This is a genomic window from Micromonospora alfalfae, assembly GCF_022230925.1.
GTDB lineage: Bacteria > Actinomycetota > Actinomycetes > Mycobacteriales > Micromonosporaceae > Micromonospora > Micromonospora alfalfae.
In genome coordinates this window covers 83,490-101,661 of record NZ_JAKKFH010000009.1, presented here as the reverse complement: position 1 = coordinate 101,661, position 18,172 = coordinate 83,490, and the positions used below count along the sequence as shown (strand labels likewise).

Below are 18,172 nucleotides of genomic sequence, written 5' to 3'. Positions count from 1 at the left end.
CAGAACACACCACGCGAGCGGCGCCATTCCGGCTGCTCACGAGGTCGGTCCAGTCGATTCGAGGAACGTGAGGGAGGTGGCACCCGTGAAGATCTTCACCTATGAGCGTCTGGCGGCGATGCCGTCTGTCTGCGCTCCGATGTCGGCTGTCCGGGTGGCCCTCGCGGCTGCACGACCGTCGGTTCCACAGGTGCACCAGGTTCAGGCCGAGCTGACCCTGACCGTCGCGCCCGCTGGAGTCGAGGGGACCAGTGGCTTCACGGGCAATGGCATCCAGGTCGCCAAGAAGCGCACGGATGTCCGCGGCGTTCCACCTCGAGGTAAACCGGTCTGACCATCAGACTCCGGCTCACCTCGAGGCCGCGGAACCCGCTTACCGGGATCCGCGGCCTCAGTTTTTTGCCCGCCGTAAGTACGTCGGAATGCGATCCACGAGATCGAAGTGAGAGAGAGGTGACCGGGAGATGAGTCTGGCGTTGGCCCCCCTCGACATGAGCGTCGAGATGGAGGCGAACCTGCCCTGCCGGAAGTTCGACCCCGACCTGTGGTTCTCCGACTCGCCCACCGAGCTCGAGCTGGCCAAGTCACTCTGCGGGGACTGCCCGCTGCGTGTCGAATGCCTGGCCGGAGCCGTTGAGCGAGCGGAGCCGTGGGGCGTCTGGGGCGGCGAGATCTTCGAGCGTGGCGCGGTTGTCCCGCGTAAGCGGCCCCGTGGCCGTCCGCGTAAGGAGGACGTCGCCCGCGACGCCGAGCTTCGGGTCGAGGCCGAGGCGCGCCTGGCAGCCAGTGGGCTGTCCGAGGTGCGTGGTGCGGTCCGGCTAGCAGCCTGACATGTTCCCGACCCGTTCCAACTACGCCGGTGTCACACCGGCAGTGAGTGAGAAAACGATGTTGAACGTTCCGAGTGGAGCCTTCGAGATGCAACTACTCCACGAAGCGTTGACCCGGGCTCGAATGCGCCGGCCTCAGGCCGGTCGTACCACCACGAGCACTGAGGCAACCCGATCCGCCCGTACCGTCGCCATGACCAGCCGCAATCAGGCGGCTCGCGACCTGGGCGTTCTCTAGTACCACCTCACACAGAAGGGCGGGTGCCGACCGGCACCCGCCCTTCCCCATGTCGTCAGGCGACCGGGCCTTAATGTGGTCAGGCGACCGGGGCGAAGCCGGGCAGCCAGCGCTCCAGGATGCTCCGGTAGGGGGCCTTCGCCTCCAACTGGCAGAGCACCCCGATCGACCCGAGCGTCACCCGGTGGATCAGCAGGTACGACGGTGGCAGGTTGAGCTGCCTGCTCAGCTGGTACGTGGGGGAGCGCGGGCTGGCCAGTCGGCCCGCCTCGGCCCGTAGCCAGGCCCGGGTGAACCGGAAGCCGTCCGCCGCGATGGGCTCCAGCATGGGGCGGATGAAGTCGAGCACCCCTTCGGCGTCGATCTCCTCGGCCGAACCGATGAACCCCTCCGACCGCAGTCCCGCCACCACCTCGTCGGCATCGCCGCGCAGGGCCGTCGCGGCGATACGACCGATCGGCTCCGGGGTGCCCTCCGGCATCCGGGCCACCGCACCGAAGTCGATCACCCCGAGCCGACCGTCGGGCAGCAACCGGAAGTTTCCCGGGTGCGGATCGGCGTGCAGCAGCCCGGCCCGCTGCGGCGCGGAGAGGTGCAGGGTGGCCATCAACCGACCCGCCTCGTCCCGATCCTCCTCGGTGCCCTCGCGGATGATGTCGGCCAGCGGGGTGCCAGTCACCCATTCGGTGACCAGCACCCGGGGCGAGGCATTGACCACCTCCGGGATGTAGATCTCCGGGTCGTCGGCGTACGCGGCGGCGAAGGTGCGCTGCGACTCGGCCTCCAACTCGTAGTCCAACTCCTCGGTGATCCGTTCGCGCAGCTCGGCCAGGAGCGGCTTGACGTCCAGGCCGGGCTGGATGGCCCGGAACATTCCGCCCAGTCGGGAGAGCTGCTTGAGGTCGGCGAGCAGGGCGTCGCCGGCCCCCGGATATTGGATCTTGACCGCCACGTCGCGGCTGTTCGGTTCGCCCGACTCGTCGAAGCCCGGCTCGCGCCAGCGCGCCCGGTGCACCTGGCCGATGCTCGCGGCGGCGGCCGGAACGTCGTTGAACTCGACGAACAGGTCCCGCCAGTCGGGGCCGAGCTGCTCGGCCAGAACCTTGTGCACGCTGGCGACCGGCAGCGGTGGCGCCGCCTCCTGCAACTTCGTCAGCGCCTGCCGGTAGGGCGCGGCGATCTCCTCCGGCAACGCGGCCTCGAAGACCGACAGTGCCTGGCCGAACTTCATCGCCCCGCCCTTGAGCTGGCCCAGCACGCTGAACAGCTGCTCGGCGGTGCGCTGCTGAATCTCCGCGGAGATCACGTCGGAGGCCAGCCCGGTGACGCGCTTTCCCATCCCGAGAACGGTCCGGCCGGCGAAGCCGAGCGGCAGGGCGGCGAGCTTGGCGGTGCGGGACACGGCGCGGCGCGGGATGTCGGTCACCCGGTCATTGTTACCGACCGGAGGGCCCCGCTGCTGCTCTGCGGCCGGGCTGGTGCGGACACTCGGCCTCGCGAGCACCCACACGCCGGGTGTGGCGGCCAACCCCGACGACGGAAACAGCCGGCACCGGTGATCTCCATGGCACTACCCAGCGTCTCCGGCTGGCCGCCGTCCAGCTGCGTCAGCGCCTCGGCCAGGGCGTACCCGCAGGCGACGAGCAGCGTGCCTGTCGTTGCGACGGCCATCGGGTCGGCGGCGGCGAGTTGCGCGGCGAGCCGGGGCCAGTCCGGGTCGCGGTCGGCCCGGTGCAGCTCGACGCAGTGCAGGCAGGGCCCGGCGGGTGGGCGGACCAACGGCCCGATCACCGGTACGCCCTCGCGCAGCGTGACCAGCAGGTGTGGCTGCCGGCGCTGGGCGAGACCGGCGGCGAGCAGCGCCGGAGGCCGGTCCGTGCCGAGCTGGATCACCAGGTCGATCCGGCCGGCGCGGCTCGGATGGGTGCCGGTGCCCGGTGCGACGCGGTTGACAGCAGCCCGCACCGCCGGTGCCAGCGGCCGACCGAGTTCGGCGGCGGGGATGCCTGTGCCGATCAGGTCGACGGGGCGTACCGGGCCGGTGAGCTGGGGAATCACCTGCCCCACACCGGACTGGGCCAACGCCACCGTCAGCGGCCCGCCGAGCGCCCCGGCGCCGGTGAGCAGGACGCGGGCCGCCCGCCGCCTCCGCAGGACCTGCGCGGGGGTGCCGGGCAGCCGGGCGGCGGCCAGGGCCAGCGCGCCGGCCTCCGCCGCGAGCCGGGCGCGGACCGGGCCGGTCAGGTCGCGGGGGAGCAGGCTGTGCGCGGCCACCAACAGGCCGGCGGCCCGCAGGGTGTCGAGCAGGGTACGCGCGTCGTCGGCGCTGACCTGGGCGGACGCCGCCTCGATCAGCACGGTCCGCTCGCTGCGGGTGCCGTCGAGCAGGTCGAGCAGGTGGGCGGCGCGGGGGTTGGCCAACTCCAGTAGGGCGGCCGGCCCAGGGCCGACGCCGAGTTGGAGGGTGTGCCGGTCCCGCCAGAGCCGGTTGAGGCCGGGCAGCAGGGTGGGGCGGGCTAATACGGTGCGGCTCATGGTCACGAATCGTGACCGCATCTTCGCGTTCAGTCGATCGTTGTCCACAGGCGGTCAGGCCGCTGTCCAGCGCTATCCACAGGATTTGACAGGTTTTCCACAGCCCCTCGCGCCCGCTGTCGGTCACCCGACAGGGCTACCGCAGCGGTGGCACGTACTCCCGATCCGGCAACGGGGGTGGGGTGGCCACTCGGCCACCCCACCCCCGTTCACCCGTTCGGGTCAGACCTTGGCCTTGCCCAGGATGCGGTTCACTGTTGTACCGCATACCGGACACTTGCCCTTGGCCATGTTCATTCCGGTCTTCGAGACCTCGACGTGCCCCTCGAAGTCCCGCTTCTCCTTGCACTTCACGCAGTAACCGTTGTAGGTCGTCTGGGCCTGGTCGGCCACGGTGCCCTCCTCGTCTCGTCCGCCGGTCAATGCCGTCCCGGCGGGGTGCCCGGCGGCGGGCCACACGGGGCGCCGGCGCTGGGTCTCACTCCGCGGCCACCTTCGTGACCGCTGGTCCGCGGACCCTACCCAGGTCTGGGCAGTTCCATGTCAGCTGTGCATCGGCCTGTGAGCAAGTCGACGTCGAGAGTGTGCATGGCGAAATAGGTCGGATAAGTCAGTTTGGCGGGGACACGCCGACCAAACCCTGACAGCCACCCGTGCGAGTGCCCCTGCGGCGGCATTCGGGGCGGTGATCACCTACGGTGGAGACGTGCCGCGCGCTGGCGCCATCGGCGTTCACCAAGGGTGACGAGATGGCGCGATGGCGCTACGGTCAAGAAATTTTCGGGACGCCTGGCGACCAATCACCATTTTCTGGGCGCGTGTCGTGCGGTTGACTCTTGCGGACCCCTGGTCAGTGGGCATTAGCTTTCCTTCGTGACACGTAGTCGAGGCTGCGCGGGCCAGTGATGGCGGGGACGCGCAAGCCGGTCGTCGAGGTGCGGCGCAGTCAGCGTCGACGACGCACGGTGTCCGCGTACCGTGACGGTGAGCGAGTGGTCGTCCTCATCCCCGACCAGTTCTCCCGTGCCGAGGAGAGCGAGTGGGTCGACCGGATGCTCGCCCGGCTCGCCGCCCGGGAGGGGCGCCTCGCCCGGTCCGACGCCGAGCTGCTGGAACGCGCCAATCGGCTCATCGACCTCTACCTCGCCGGATATGCCACGAAAGCGGTGCCGGCCAGCGTCCGATGGGTCACCAACCAGAACGGCCGGTGGGGCTCCTGCACGCCGGCGGACCGCAGCATCCGAATCTCGCACCGCGTCCAGGAGATGCCCGAATGGGTGATCGACTACGTGTTGCTGCACGAGTTGGCGCACCTCATCGTGCCCAGCCACAACGCCCGGTTCTGGGCGCTGGTCGGTCGCTACCCCAAGTCGGAACGCGCCCGCGGCTACCTCGAAGGTGTCGCCGCCGCCTCCTCCTGCGCACCGCTCCCCACCTGACCCACACACCCGCCGAGGCGCTGGCGCAGCCCGTCGAACCTTCGGACACGTGTCGCGTTCTTCGGGCCCCGTGTTCTTCGGGTGCCGCGCTCTTCGGGCGTCGGGTTTCGGGCCCTGCGTTCTTCGGGCCCTGCGTTCTTCGGGCCCTGCGTTCTTCGGGCCCTGCGTTCTTCGGGCCCTGCGTTCTTCGGGCCCTGTGTTCTTCGGGCCCTGCGTTCTTCGGACCCTGTGTTCTTCGGACCCTGTGTTCTTCGGGCCCCGCGCTCTTCGGGCCCTGCGCGCTTCGGGCCCCGCGCGCTTCGGGCCCTGCGTTCTTCAGGCGTCGCGCGTCGAGCCCCTGGGCACCGCGCCGAGCGCCGACTGCTGTCTGACGCGCGATCGGCCTAGATCCACTCGCCTTCCTGAAAACCGCGCTGTCCAGGCCGCCGGGACACCGCGACTTCCATGAAGCCGAGTCGATCATGACGACGAGCCGCACCGGGCCGCTCCGGGGTAGGGCCGAATTGTCCGGGTCAGATGGCTTGCGTCGGGTTGATCGGCCCCGGGTGGGCGGGCCGGCGGGTTGATCGCCCTCGGGCGGGTGGGCCCGCGGGTTGGTTGGCCCCGCCTAGGTGGGCCGGCGGGTTGGTTGATCTCGGGTGGGGTGGGCCGGCAGGTTGGTTGGTCTCGCGTGGGTGGGTCGGAGGGTTGGTTGGTCTCAGCTACGTGGGTCGGGCCGGGTGGGTGGGTGGCCGGGTGGGGTGGCCGGGTTGGGTGGCCGGGTTGGGCGGGGCGCTAGGGTCGGGGGATGGCGCGACGGGTGGTGGTGGCGATGCTCGGGCCGGTGCACTGGTCGCCGCCCGGCGTCGACCTGGCGCAATGGCGAGCGGCGCTCGCGGAAGACGTCATCGACCTGTTCGCCACGCTCAACGAGGTGGAGGTCGCGGTCGCGGTGACCCCGGCCGACCGGGCCCTGGCCGATGCGCTGGTGTGGCCCGGTACGGCGGTGTACGAGGTGGCCGAGCCGACGCCGAATGCCGTGTTCGCCGCGTTGGAGGGGTACGACCAGGCGGCAGTGCTGGTCGGGGACGTGCCGGACCTGCCCGCTCTGACCGTCGGCAAGCTGCTCCGCCCACTCAGCAGCAGGCCGGTCGCTGTGGCTCCGGTCGAGGGAGGCGGCAGGGGTCTGCTCGGGGTCGCGGTACGACTGCCCGCGCCGGAGTGGCTGCCGACGCTGGAGCTGGACACGGCGACGCCGGCCGAGGCGCGCGCCAACGCCCCGCGCCCGGGTGATGTGGCGGTCACCACCGGCTGGCGACGACTGCGCGGCCCGGCTGACCTGGCCACGCTGGACCCGGCCTTCGAGGGTTGGGAAGCGACCCGCGCCCTGCTCTCCGGATCGGGCCGACCCACCTGAACGGTCGGCGTCGCCCGAACGCTGAACCGTCGGCGTCGCCCGAACGCCGAACCGTCGGCGTCGCCCGAACGCTGAACTGTCGGCATCGCCCGAACGCTGAACTGTCGGCACCGCTGAACCGTCGGCATCGCCGAACGCGCCGCGGGTGCCCGCTGTGGATCTGTGGGCACCCGCGGCGCGGGCAGTCGATGGGCGGGGGTCAGGACTTGGCGTCGCCCTCGCCGTCGGTCTCGTCGGACGGACCAGGCTGACCCGTCTGACCCGTCGGACCCGTCTGACCCGTCTGACCCGACGGACCGGACTGACCCGACGGACCGGGCTGATCGGACTGGCCGGGGGCCTTCTCCTCCACCCCGCCGGGGGCGGTGAAGTCGAAGCTGTCCAGCTCGCTGAGGTCCATGTCGTTCATCGCGAAGGCGACCGGGTCGGCGAAGTCGTCGTCAGACGGGAGCAGGTCCGGGTGTCCCCAGACGGCGTCGCGGCCCTCGATGCCACGGTGCTGGGTGAGCGCGGCCCAGAGCGCGGCGGCCTCGCGCAGTCGGCGGGGGCGCAGTTCCAGACCGACCAGCGCGGCGAAGGTCTGCTCGGCGGGACCGCCGGCGGCCCGGCGACGGCGGAACGCCTCACCCAGCCGGACGACGTTGGGCAGCCGGTCGCTGGCGGCGCTGTCCACGACGTGGCACACCCAGCCCTCGACCAGGGCGAGTGCGGTCTCCAGGCGGGCCAGCGAGGCCTTCTGCGCCGGGGTGTCCTCCGGGGTGAAGATGCCCTCCAGGGCGATCGCCTGCATCGACTCGGGGTCGGTCGGGTCGACCCGGCCCATCGCCTCCTCGATCGCCTCCCGGTTGACCCGGATGCCCGAGGCGTACATCTCGACGGCGCTGAGCACGTGCCCACGCAGCCACGGGACGTGCTGGAACAGCCGCTGGTGAGCGGCCTCGCGCAGCGCCACGTAGAGGCGGACCTCGTCCTCGGGCAGCTCCAGGCCCTCGCCGTACGCCCGGATGTTGGCAGGGATCAGCGCGGCCGTGCCGGCCGGGCCGAGCGGCAGCCCGATGTCGCCGGCGGAGAGCACCTCGGCGGCGAGCGAACCGAGGGCCTGGCCCAGCTGACCGCCGAAGAGCGCGCCACCGAGGGAGGCCACCATCGACTGCATCGGGCCGAGCTGGGCGCGCGCCTCCGGTGGCACCAGGTCGCCCATGGCACCGACCATCCGGCTGGCGACGGGGTCGCACAGCTTGCGCCACACGTCCAGCGTCTTGAAGATCCACTCGTTGCGGTTCCACGCAACGGGGTTCTGGATGCCGGAGGGCCACGCCGAGGCGGGCTCCAGCCACAGGTCGGCGAGGCGCAGCGCCTCCTCGACCGCGTTGCGCTCGTACATTGAGACTGCCGGGTCACCGGCGGCCGCGAGCTGGCTGGCTGCTACCTGCCGGGCCAGGTCCCAGTTGACCGGCCCGCTGCCCGGCGCGGAGAGCAGGTGCTGCAACTGCGACATGAACTGCTGCATCTGCGCGGGATCGTTGGGGTCTGGTGGCTGCCCACCCGGGAGCGCGAAACCGAACGGAATATCAGGCACGACATCTACGGTACGCGGACCGCGCCCCAGGTAGCCGCCGCTGGCGTTGCGCTGAGGGCGGAGTCGCGCGGCGCATCCGGCGGGTGACCCGCAGCTGGTCGGTACGCTCTGCGGCATGAGACGTCGTGGCCTGACGGTCCTGCTCGGTGCCCTGTTCACCGCCCTGCTGAGCATCGGGGTGCTCCGGGTGCCGATTCCGTACGTGGTGCTGGGCCCAGGGCCGACGGTGAACACCCTCGGCACGACCGACGGTAAGGAGGTCATCCAGGTCTCCGGTCGGGAGACCTCGACCTCGGCCGGCCAGTTGCGGCTGACCACGGTGGGGGTGCAACCCACTGTGCGGTTGCGGGGGGCGATCGCGGGCTGGTTCTCCGACGACGAGGCGGTGGTGCCGCGTGAGCTGGTCTACCCGCCGGGGGAGTCGACGGAGCAGGTCGAGCAGCGCAACGCCGAGGACTTCAAGGCGTCGCAGACCAGCGCGGAGACCGCCGCGCTGCGGGAGTTGGGCTTTCCGGTGCAGGTGGTGATCAAGACGGTGGCCGGGGACGGCCCGGCGGCCGGTGCGCTGAAGGCCGGCGATCTGATCACCTCGGTCGACGGCCAGCCGGTGCCGGTGGCGGCGAAGGTCACCGAGCTGGTCCGGGCCAAGCCGGCGGGCACGGCGTTGAGCATCGGCTACACCCGTGACGGTGTGCCGGCCACCGCGACGGTGACCAGCCAGGAGCAGGACGGCCGACCGCGGATCGGTGTCGAGATCGATCAGCAGCAGCCGCACCCGTTCACGCTCGGCATCGACCTGGGCGACATCGGTGGGCCGAGCGCCGGTCTGATGTTCGCCCTGGGGATCGTGGACAAGTTGACCCCGGCCGACCTCACCGGCGGCCAGGTCATCGCCGGGACCGGCACCATCGACGACGAGGGCGCCGTCGGCCCGATCGGCGGGATCGCCCAGAAGCTGGTCGGTGCCAAGCGCGCCGGGGCGAAGGTCTTCCTGGTGCCGGCGGACAACTGCGCGGAGGCGGTCCGCAATCCGCAGCCCGATCTGCCGCTGTTGCGGGTGGGCTCGTTGGACGAGGCGATGACCGCTCTGGAGACGTTGCGTACGGGTGGTCAGCCGACGCGTTGCTGACCGGTGTGACCGTGCCCCGACACGCTCAGGAACACCCCGTACTCTGGGTGCCTGGTCGGAGCCGATCATATCGAGCGTGCGGAGCCAACAGTGGTCATGCGTAGCAGCAGCCCCCTCCCGAGGATGAGCCGGCGCGGGCGCGTCACCATCGCGGTCCTGGTCGGGGTGTTCGTGCTCTTCACCCTGCTCGGCTGGGGCGTCCAGGCGTGGACCGACTGGCTCTGGTTCGACGAGGTCCGCTACACCGAGGTCTTCACCGGCGTCCTGCTCACCCGGCTGGTGCTCTTCCTCGCCATCGGCCTCGGCATGGCGGTGATCGTCGGTGGCAACCTCTGGCTGGCCTACCGGTTGCGCCCGCGACTGCGTCCGCACTCGGTGGAGCAGGCGACCCTGGAGCGCTACCGGATGGTGCTCAGTCCGCGGCTCGGCACCTGGATCTCGCTGACCGCAGCGGTGGTCGGGCTCTTCGCCGGTCTCTCCGCACAGAACCGGTGGAACCAGTGGCTGCTCTTCCGCAACGGCGGTGACTTCGGCATCAAGGACCCGGAGTTCGGGGTCGACATCGGCTTCTACGTCTTCCAACTACCGTTCTGGCGTTACCTGCTCGGGGTCGCCTTCACCGCTGTGGTGCTGGCCGTGATCGGCGCGCTGGCGGTGCACTACCTCTTCGGCGGGGTCCGCCTGCAGGGCGTCGGCGACCGGATGAGCAACGCGGCCCGCGCGCACCTGAGCACCCTGGTCGCGGTCTTCGTGCTGTTGAAGGCGATCGCGTACGTGTTGGACCGGCGGGCCATGCTGCTGGAGTACAACGAGGGCGCCAAGTTGTACGGCGCCGGTTACGCGGACGTCAACGCGTTGCTGCCGGCGAAGGAGATCCTCGCCTACATCTCGATCGTGGTGGCCATCGCGATCCTCGTGTTCTCCAACGCCTGGATGCGGAACCTGGTCTGGCCGGGGATCTCGCTGGCGCTGCTCGGCGTGTCGGCGGTTGCCATCGGCGGCATCTACCCCTGGGCGGTGCAGACCTTCGAGGTCAAGCCGAGCGCCAAGGACAAGGAAGCGCCGTACATCCAGCGCAGCATCGACGCGACGCGCGCGGCGTTCGGGTTGGGGGCCACCGAGACGACCGCGTACGCGGCGAACAACCTCACCCCACCGGGGAACCTGGCCACCGACACCGCTGTGGTGTCGAACGTGCGGCTGCTCGACCCGCAACTGGTCAGCGAGACGTACACCCAGCTCCAGCAGGTGCGTGGCTTCTACGACTTCGGTCCGAAGCTGGACATCGACCGGTACGGGGTGAACGGCAAGGTCTCCGACTACGTGGTCGGCGTCCGGGAGATCAACTACGGCGAGCTGACCGACCAGCAGAACACCTGGATCAACCGGCACACCGTCTACACCCACGGGTACGGGCTGGTGGCCGCCCCGGCCAACCAGGTGGTCTGCGGCGGGCAGCCGTTCTTCGTCTCCGGGTTCCTCGGCGAGAAGACCCAGGAGGCGTGCTCCTCGCAGACCGAGCAGATTCCGGCCAAGCAGCCGCGCATCTACTACGGCGAGCGGATGGCGGCCGACGACTACGCCATCGTCGGGCAGTCCGACCCGAACAAGAAGGCCGAGTTCGACAGGCCGGTCGGTGAGGGCGGCGGCGAGTCCTACACCTACACCGGTGAGGGCGGTGTGGAGATCGGCTCCTTCACCCGGCGACTGCTGTACGCCATCAAGGAGCAGGAGTCGAACTTCCTGCTCTCCGAGGCGGTCAACAAGGACTCCAAGCTGCTCTACGTGCGCAACCCGCGCGACCGGGTGGAAAAGGTAGCGCCGTTCCTCACACTGGACGGCGACCCGTACCCGGCGGTGGTCGACGGTCGGGTGCAGTGGATCGTGGACGGCTACACCACGGCGGCCTCCTACCCGTACGCGGAGAAGGTCAACCTGCAGACCGAGACCACCGACGAGTTGACCAACCGGGGCACCTTCCAGCTGGCCCGGGAAGACGTCAACTACATGCGCAACTCGGTGAAGGCCACTGTCGACGCGTACGACGGCACTGTGAAGCTCTACGAGTACGACGACACCGACCCGGTGCTCAAGGCGTGGAACAAGGCGTTCGGCGGTGACCTGGTGCTGCCGAAGGCGGAGATCCCGGTCGAGTTGAGCGAGCACCTGCGCTACCCGGCGGACATGTTCAAGGTGCAGCGCAACCTGCTGACCAAGTTCCACGTGACGAACCCGGGTGACTTCTACTCCGCACAGGACTTCTGGCAGGTGCCCAACGTGCCGGACGCCCCGGACAGCGGTCAGAAGCAGCCTCCGTACTACCTGTTCACCCAGTTCCCGGGGCAGGAGAGCCCCCGGTTCCAGCTCACCTCGGCGGTCACCCCGAACGGCCGGCAGAACCTCGCGGCGCTGATCTCCGGGTCGTACGTCGACGGGCAGCCTCGGCTGGAGGTGCTGGAGTTGCCGGATCAGACCCGGATCTCCGGCCCGGTGCAGGTGCACCAGCAGATGACGAACAACGCGAACATCCGTCAGCAGCTCAACCTGCTCTCCAGTAACCAGGCGCAGGTGCAGTACGGCAACTTGCTCTCGTTGCCGTTCGCCGACGGGATGCTCTACGTCGAGCCGGTCTACGTGAAGAGCAACCAGCAGGACGCGTACCCGCTGTTGCAGAAGGTGCTGCTCTCGTACGGTGACGGCGGCTCCTTCGTGGCTCTCGCCGACAACATCAACGATGGCATCAAGCAGTTGGTCGAGCAGGGGAAGAAGGCCGGGCAGGGCACGTCGCCGCCGCCGACGACCGGGGGTAACCCGACGACGCCCACGCCCACGCCGACGCCTTCGGGGTCGGCGACGCCGACGCCCACCCCGAGCGCCGGCACCCCGCCGCCGGCAGGTGACCTGGCTGCCGCCGCGGACCGGGTGCAGACCGCGATCACCGAGGTCCGGGCCGCGCAGACGTCGGGTGACTTCGAGCGGTACGGGCGTGCGCTGAAGGCCCTCGACGAGGCGCTCACCGCGTTCCAGCAGGCGCAGCAGGCTGCCGGTGCGCCTGGTGCCAGCCCGAGTGCTGGCGGCTGACCCGGCACCGCACGCAGTTCCTCCCCGAGCCCTCGTCGCTCGGACCGCATCAGGTCCGAGCGGCGGGGGCTCGGCCGTTGTCCTGATCTGTGGGTATCTGTCACGTCACCGACAGCACCGCCCAGGCCCGCAACCTGCGGCGCCGGTCCGCCGTCCTCATTGCAACGGGGTGGGGACGAGGGGGAACAGTCGTGCGGGACGCGCAGAGCTTCGATGACTTCTACCGCAGCACCGCCCGGCGGACGCTGCGGTACGGCTATGCGGTCGCCGGCGACCACAGCGAGGCGCAGGACCTGGTGCAGGAGGCGTACACCCGGGCCTGGCGGCAGTGGGGGCGACTGTCGTCGCATCCGGCGCCGGAGGCGTGGCTGCGGCTCGTGGTGGCCCGGCTGGCGACCGACCGCTGGCGGCGCCTGCACCGTTGGCGGGTGGTGCTGAGCCGCACCGGACCGCCGGAGGTGGCACCCCCGCCCAGCGAGGACGGGGTGCTCCTGGCCGGAGCGCTCCGGCAGTTGCCCGCCACGCACCGGCAGGCGCTGGCCCTGCACTACCTCTTCGACATGTCCGTCGAGGAGATCGCCCGGGAGACCGACGTCCCGGTCGGCACCGTGAAGTCCTGGCTGTCCCGAGGCCGGTCCCGGCTGGCCGCGCTGCTGCCCGACCTCAGCGCAGTGGAGTTGGAGGCGAACGATGTCAGTTGAACTCTCTGACCTGTACCGGTCGCTCAGCACCGTCGCGGACGGGCACGAGCTGAGCCATCCCGAGTCGCTTCGGCGGTTCGCCGACCGGCGGGCCCGAGCCCGGGTTGCCGGCTCGACGCTCGCGGTGGCGCTGCTCGTGGGCGGGGTTGCCGTCGGTGGCCGACTGGCATACCCGGCGGACGGCTCCGCACCGCTGCCGCCGCCCGCCGACACCCCGGGCCCGCCGCCGACCGGGGCGACCGCGACCTCCCGGCCGTCACCCACGCCGACCCCGGCGTCGACACAGTCGTCCCCGCCGCCGCTGCGGACCACCCCGAGCCTTACGCCGTCGCAGCCGGCCACCGGACCGGCGGTGCCTCGGCCGCCCACCTCGATCCCGGACCGCGCCTTCTTCCTGCTGGCGGCCCCGAATCGGACCGGACTGGAATCCTCGGGGGAGGGCCCGGCACTGCCGACGCTGTGCGGCGCGCGCCTGCCCAGCGACTCGGCAATGGTCCACCGCCGTGGTCGCTACCTGGCCTACAAGTTTTCGGAGACGCCGACGGGGCACGTGCCGGACGGCAGCTACCGGCACACCATCACCATCTACCGGGCGGGCCGTGCCGACGACGCGTTGCGGGAGCTGCGGCAGGCAGTGCGCGGCTGCCCCGACCAGAAGCTGCCCGACGACAACAGGACGTGGCGACAGCGGCTGCTGGCCTCTGAGGTGTACGGGGACGGGTCGGTGCTGTTCGAGATGCGGGCCCCGATGCCGGACGGGATGGGCGAGCCGGGTACCGAGGAGGTTCGGCTGGTCCGGGCGGTCCGGGTCGGCGACGTGGTGACTGTGCTCTGGGAGCAGGGTTGGGAGCACACGGCGGCCGTTCGGTCCCAGGTCGATGCCGACAGTCGCCGGGCGGTCGCGGCGATCGAGAACTGGCTCGACTGACAACGCCCAGGTCAGAGCTGTCCGTGTCGGCGGTATCGGAGTCGCTTTGCGGTGTCCCGGGTCGGTGCGCTACGGTTATCGAACCGACGCGGGGTGGAGCAGCTCGGTAGCTCGCTGGGCTCATAACCCAGAGGTCGCAGGTTCAAATCCTGTCCCCGCTACGAGAGAAACACCAGTTCGAAGCCCGTCTCCGGTTCACCGGAGACGGGCTTTCGACATTCCGGGATGCCGGCCACAGCGGATGCCGACCCCACTGATCATCGCCCGGAACGGGTGAGTTAGTCTTAACCAGTCGACGCGGGGTGGAGCAGCTCGGTAGCTCGCTGGGCTCATAACCCAGAGGTCGCAGGTTCAAATCCTGTCCCCGCTACCACTGAAAGTGATATGAGTCCGGCCCCCACAGTGTGGGGGCCGGACTTGTTTGGTGCCGCTGTCGTGATGAGGGGCCCGCGGGGGCCGGCACCTCGTCGGCGCCGACCCCCGGCGGGTTCTACCGCAGGCCGAAGGCCCGGGTGACGGTCTGGGTGACGCCGCCGCCGTTGCGCTGCTCGGCGGTGACCCGGATCGACACGAAGTCGGCAGAGCGTGGTGCGTTCAGCGACGCCTGCCAGGTTCCCTTCTTCTCCCGCAGGTCCTGCCGCCGCCAGGTCGCCCCGTCGTCGTAGGAGATCTCCAACTGGACTGACGACACGCCGTCGCGGGCAGCGGTGCTGCCCACCACCACCGGCGTGATCGAGAAGTCGGTTCGGCGCTTCGTCCGACCCGCGACGTCCACGTCCGTTCCGTAGTCCAGTTGGACCAGCGGGATGGCCTGCACCTCAGTGCTGCCGCCGGAGACGAAGCTCCACTCGGTGTGCGTGGCGGTCGAGTACGGGCTGAACTCGGGCTTGCCCGTGGTCTCGACGACCAGCCGGTACGGCAGCTTCTCCGGCGACAGGTCACCCGCGCCGACCTCCGGCCAGCCGTTGAACTGGGTCAGCTGCTTGTCGCCCTGATAGAACGTGGCGATCTGCGACATGCTGGCCCCGCCGCTGTGGGCGGCGCCCGCGTCGCCGAACCCCTGGATGTAGGCGCTCATGGCGGTCTCACCCCGGAACGGGATCTCGGTGCTGAGCAGCCGCGGCCGGGTGATGGGTCCGAACCAGCGGTCCTTCTGGACGCTGCCCGGCCGGTAAGCGATGGCCTCCGTGTTGGAGCGCGCCCAGTCGGCGACGTCGGCGTACTGCATCCACTTGATGCCGCCGCCCGCGGAGACCCAGTCGGTGCGTGGTCCCGGCGCGACCGGCTCGAACGGGAACGGCCGTGCCGCCCCGTACTCGTACGGCGGGAAGTCCATCCGGGTCTCGCTGGACTGCTTCCCCGGGGGCGGGGAGAAGGTGAGATCGATCCGGGCGAGGTTGCGCGGGTCGGTCTTGGCGGACGGGTCCTTCGGCACCCCGCCACTGTGGTAGTCCACCAGGTCGTACAGGTACTTCGCCCTGGGGTGGGCGACGACGACCAGTCGTAGCGGCGTGCGGCCGGCAGCGCTGATCTTCTGGATCAACGCCTCGCCCTCGTCCATGGTCACCGAGGCCACCGGGACCGGTCCGGTCGTCACGGCGTCGGGGTTGCCGTACCAGTCGCTCTTACGGCCCGCGCGGTCGTTGACCACGACGAGCATCGCCGCACCGGCGGTGTGCGCCGCCGCTGCCTGGTCCGTGGGAGGCACCGATTCGTTGCTGCGGACGACCACTGCCCTGCCGCGGGCGGAGACACCGGCGTAGTCGGCGTCGCCGCCGGCTCCCGCGAAGACGGCGTCCAGGCGTGAGGTGCCGTCGGGCAGCGGCAGGGCACCGGGCTGCGCGAGCGGGGCGCTGAGGTGCCGACCGTGGTAGCTGATCGCCAGCGGCGTCTGCTCGGCACGGATCCGGGTGGTGAAGACGAAGCTCCCCTTGCGCACCTTGCCACTGGTCGGCAGGGCCCACAGGCTGTCGTAGGCGGCGCCCGGCCAGAACGTCTCGCGCAGTGCGCTCCAGTCGGTGGGTGTCGGCTCGCTCGAGGTGAAGGAGCGGTAGACGTCGATTCTGCTGTTGACGACGGCGGTCGGCTGGGGAGTCGCCACCTTCACCTGGCGGGCCCGTGCCGCGTCGAGTTCCACGACCCGGTTGGTGGTCAGGTCGACCTCGGGGGCCGTCAGCATCGCGAGTCCGAGAGAGTGGGGCCCGTGCAGACCCTCCACGTCCGCCCCCGTGACGACTGTGTAGGAGCCGGGCGCCAGGCGGGCGGTGAGCTTTCCGTCCGGTACCCACATGAAGGCGGAGCCCGTCTCGGCGTTGACGACCTCGACCTCGCCGCTCATGGGCCGGCCGGCGCGGTCCTTCAGGTGGATGGTGAGGTCGTACTTCTTGGACTCGACGGCGACCCCGACGGCCGTGTGCACCTCGCCGGCGGCGAAGCGGGCCGTGACCTGGGCGGAGTACCTGCCGGCGGGAAGGCCGGCCGGGGCCACCACGACGTCGACCGTCGCGCTCGCCCGAGCGGGCACCGTGACACGGTCGGCGGTTGCCGTGAACGTCTGCGCGGGGGCGGTGCCGTGGTCGACGGAGAGCTCCACCGCGATCGGGCTGTCAGTGGTGTTCGTGTAGGTGATCGTCCGCTTGATCGGCTGTGGTGCGGTGCCCCAGCCGACGAGCCCGGCGTCCACCGACCCGGACGCGATGACCTGGTCCTGGTGGTAGGCGGCGGCGACGTTCAACCGACCGCTACCGGCCTGGTAGGCGTCGTAGTCGGGCGTACGGGCGCTGGTGCTCATCAGCGCGTCCTTGATCTGCCGCGCGCTCCAGGTCGGGTGCTTCTGCACCAGCAGGGCGGCCGCCCCGGCGACGTGCGGCGCTGCCATCGAGGTGCCACTGTCGACGTAGTAGTAGCCCTCACCCCAGGAGATGTGCTGCGAGCGTGCCGCCAGCACGTCCACCCCGGGAGCGGTCATGTCGGGCTTGAGGGCCTCGTCGTTCATCCGGGGCCCGACGCTGGAGAAGCCCGCCAGGTGGTCGGAGGTGTCCACCGCGCCGATTGTCAGCGCGGCGTCAGCGGTACCGGGCGCACCGAGCGTGTACGGGTCTGGTCCGCTGTTGCCGGCGGCCACGACGAAGAGGGCGCCCGTCTCGGCGGTCAACTGGTTGACGGCCTGGCTCAGCGGGTCGTCCTGGGTGTGCCACGCGCTTACGCCGAGGCTCATGTTGATCACTTTGGCGTGTTCGGCCCGCGCAGCCCACTCCATGCCCGCGATGATCCCCGAGATGGACCCGCTGCCGTACTCGTCGAGGACCTTGCCGATCACCAGGTCGGCGTCGGGGGCCACACCCCGTTCCCTGCCGCCGGAGGCGGCGCCCGTCCCGGCGACTGTGGACGCGGTGTGAGTGCCGTGCCCGTTGCGGTCGATCACGTCCTGACCGGGGATGAAGCTCCGGGAGGCCACCACCTGATCGGCGAGATCCGGGTGGGTGGTGTCCACCCCGCTGTCCAGGACGGCGACCCGGACACCGCTGCCGGTGCCACCCGCGGCCCACGCGGCGGGCGCGCCGATCTGGGCGGTGGTGTCGGCCAGGGCGGCCTTCGCCTTGCCGTCGAGCCACACCTTGTCGATGCCGGCCGCGAAGGAGGGTGCCGGGGTGGCAGCGCTGCGGCCGGTCGTCGACTGTCCATGGGTGAGGGCCGACCAGAAGTCCGCGGCCTGCGATCGGCGGGTGCGGATCGCCTCACCACTGACGGAGGGAAGCTCCAGCGTGGTCTGCGCGCCCGGCAGCGTGGTGCCGGCCCTGAGCTTCGCCGCGCCCGCCGTGCGGGTGACGATCAGGGGGAGTTCGGCGGTACGGGCGTCGTCGTAGCCCTGGGCGATGAGCTGGGTGACGTCGAACAGTTGCTTGTCGAGTCGACCGGTGGCGAGGTACGGCAACGCCTCGTCCGGGTACACGTAGGTGTCCCGACCCTCAGTGGAGACGCGTACGGCGCCGGTGGCGCCCGGGGCGCGCTTGACGTCCACCGAGGGGGTTGCGTCGTGGACGCCCGGGGTCACCGTCACCCGGTCGCCGGTGATCAGTGTGACAGTGACGGGTGCGCGGTCCGCGTTGCCGCTCGGGGCGGGTCCCGTCGGCGGCGGTGGGGGCGGTGGGGCGCCGTGCGCCGCCGTGGGGGTGAGGAGAGCGGCGACGATTGTGACGCCTACCGCTGCCGCCGCAGATCTTCGGGTGCGAGAGATCCGCGCACTGTCTACAGAGTTGGGCATGAGGCGAATCCGATCACCTCGAGAGATTCATGTAAAGATCATCATCTTTGCC

The 18,172-nt window shown here is 70.5% G+C and carries 12 protein-coding genes, 2 tRNA genes and 1 pseudogene; 10 read left to right on the top strand and 5 right to left on the bottom strand.

Going from position 1 to position 18,172, the window contains the following annotated elements; all coding sequences use genetic code 11:
* The first annotated feature begins 85 nt into the window (after window positions 1-85).
* Window positions 86-334, top strand: coding sequence for a hypothetical protein (locus tag MED01_RS09920; RefSeq protein ID WP_238668218.1), 249 nt, complete (start codon window positions 86-88; stop codon window positions 332-334).
* Window positions 335-464: 130 nt separating this feature from the next.
* A complete protein-coding gene (locus MED01_RS09915; protein ID WP_030490434.1) occupies window positions 465-830 on the top strand; it encodes a WhiB family transcriptional regulator in 366 nt (121 codons plus the stop codon).
* A 317-nt stretch (window positions 831-1,147) separates the two neighbouring features.
* Here MED01_RS09915 and MED01_RS09910 read toward each other — a convergent pair whose 3' ends face one another.
* From MED01_RS09910 to MED01_RS09900, 3 genes are all read right to left on the bottom strand, one after another.
* Window positions 1,148-2,494: an ABC1 kinase family protein gene (locus MED01_RS09910; protein ID WP_238668217.1), complete on the bottom strand. Its 1,347-nt coding sequence runs from the start codon at window positions 2,492-2,494 to the stop codon at window positions 1,148-1,150.
* On the bottom strand, window positions 2,491-3,603 hold the full coding sequence (locus MED01_RS09905; RefSeq protein ID WP_238668216.1) for a hypothetical protein: 1,113 nt from the start codon (window positions 3,601-3,603) through the stop codon (window positions 2,491-2,493). The genes MED01_RS09910 and MED01_RS09905 overlap by 4 nt, the downstream gene beginning before the upstream one ends.
* 222 nt (window positions 3,604-3,825) lie before the next feature.
* Window positions 3,826-3,996 (bottom strand): DUF5679 domain-containing protein, encoded by a 171-nt coding sequence (locus MED01_RS09900; RefSeq protein ID WP_167457767.1) that lies wholly within the window; start codon window positions 3,994-3,996, stop codon window positions 3,826-3,828.
* A gap of 512 nt (window positions 3,997-4,508) precedes the next feature.
* Here MED01_RS09900 and MED01_RS09895 point away from each other — a divergent pair.
* Window positions 4,509-5,042 (top strand): M48 metallopeptidase family protein, encoded by a 534-nt coding sequence (locus MED01_RS09895; protein WP_238668215.1) that lies wholly within the window; start codon window positions 4,509-4,511, stop codon window positions 5,040-5,042.
* 787 nt (window positions 5,043-5,829) lie between these two features.
* Complete coding sequence (locus tag MED01_RS09890) at window positions 5,830-6,438, top strand: hypothetical protein (protein WP_238668214.1); 609 nt, start codon at window positions 5,830-5,832, stop codon at window positions 6,436-6,438.
* A 310-nt stretch (window positions 6,439-6,748) separates the two neighbouring features.
* Here MED01_RS09890 and MED01_RS09885 read toward each other — a convergent pair.
* Window positions 6,749-7,948 (bottom strand): annotated as a pseudogene (locus tag MED01_RS09885) (zinc-dependent metalloprotease); the annotation flags it as partial.
* 184 nt (window positions 7,949-8,132) lie between these two features.
* On the opposite strand from MED01_RS09885, the gene MED01_RS09880 reads away from it, so the two are divergent.
* The 6 genes from MED01_RS09880 (at window position 8,133) to MED01_RS09855 (ending at window position 14,229) form a co-directional block, all read left to right on the top strand.
* Window positions 8,133-9,146, top strand: coding sequence for a YlbL family protein (locus tag MED01_RS09880; protein ID WP_238668212.1), 1,014 nt, complete (start codon window positions 8,133-8,135; stop codon window positions 9,144-9,146).
* 96 nt (window positions 9,147-9,242) lie between these two features.
* Window positions 9,243-12,227: a UPF0182 family membrane protein gene (locus MED01_RS09875; RefSeq protein ID WP_238668211.1), complete on the top strand. Its 2,985-nt coding sequence runs from the start codon at window positions 9,243-9,245 to the stop codon at window positions 12,225-12,227.
* Window positions 12,228-12,418: 191 nt separating this feature from the next.
* A complete protein-coding gene (locus MED01_RS09870) occupies window positions 12,419-12,928 on the top strand; it encodes a SigE family RNA polymerase sigma factor (RefSeq protein ID WP_238668210.1) in 510 nt (169 codons plus the stop codon).
* Window positions 12,918-13,856: a hypothetical protein gene (locus MED01_RS09865; protein ID WP_238668209.1), complete on the top strand. Its 939-nt coding sequence runs from the start codon at window positions 12,918-12,920 to the stop codon at window positions 13,854-13,856. Before MED01_RS09870 ends, MED01_RS09865 begins: the two co-directional genes overlap by 11 nt.
* Before the next feature lie 87 nt (window positions 13,857-13,943).
* A tRNA-Met gene (locus MED01_RS09860) sits at window positions 13,944-14,017 on the top strand.
* A gap of 135 nt (window positions 14,018-14,152) precedes the next feature.
* Window positions 14,153-14,229: transfer RNA gene (locus MED01_RS09855), tRNA-Met, on the top strand.
* A gap of 117 nt (window positions 14,230-14,346) precedes the next feature.
* Here the strand turns inward: MED01_RS09855 and MED01_RS09850 are convergent.
* On the bottom strand, window positions 14,347-18,120 hold the full coding sequence (locus tag MED01_RS09850; protein ID WP_238668208.1) for a S8 family serine peptidase: 3,774 nt from the start codon (window positions 18,118-18,120) through the stop codon (window positions 14,347-14,349).
* Between the last annotated feature and the right edge of the window lie 52 nt (window positions 18,121-18,172).

What these genes read in the sequence shown, in the direction of transcription:
- MED01_RS09905 (WP_238668216.1), bottom strand. Translation starts at nt 3,603, where the DNA reads ATGAGCCGCACCGTATTAGCCCGCCCCACCCTGCTGCCCGGCCTCAAC.
- MED01_RS09880 (WP_238668212.1), top strand. Translation starts at nt 8,133, where the DNA reads ATGAGACGTCGTGGCCTGACGGTCCTGCTCGGTGCCCTGTTCACCGCC.
- MED01_RS09915 (WP_030490434.1), top strand. Translation starts at nt 465, where the DNA reads ATGAGTCTGGCGTTGGCCCCCCTCGACATGAGCGTCGAGATGGAGGCG.
- MED01_RS09850 (WP_238668208.1), bottom strand. Translation starts at nt 18,120, where the DNA reads ATGCCCAACTCTGTAGACAGTGCGCGGATCTCTCGCACCCGAAGATCT.
- MED01_RS09875 (WP_238668211.1), top strand. Translation starts at nt 9,243, where the DNA reads ATGCGTAGCAGCAGCCCCCTCCCGAGGATGAGCCGGCGCGGGCGCGTC.
- MED01_RS09890 (WP_238668214.1), top strand. Translation starts at nt 5,830, where the DNA reads ATGGCGCGACGGGTGGTGGTGGCGATGCTCGGGCCGGTGCACTGGTCG.
- MED01_RS09865 (WP_238668209.1), top strand. Translation starts at nt 12,918, where the DNA reads ATGTCAGTTGAACTCTCTGACCTGTACCGGTCGCTCAGCACCGTCGCG.
- MED01_RS09895 (WP_238668215.1), top strand. Translation starts at nt 4,509, where the DNA reads ATGGCGGGGACGCGCAAGCCGGTCGTCGAGGTGCGGCGCAGTCAGCGT.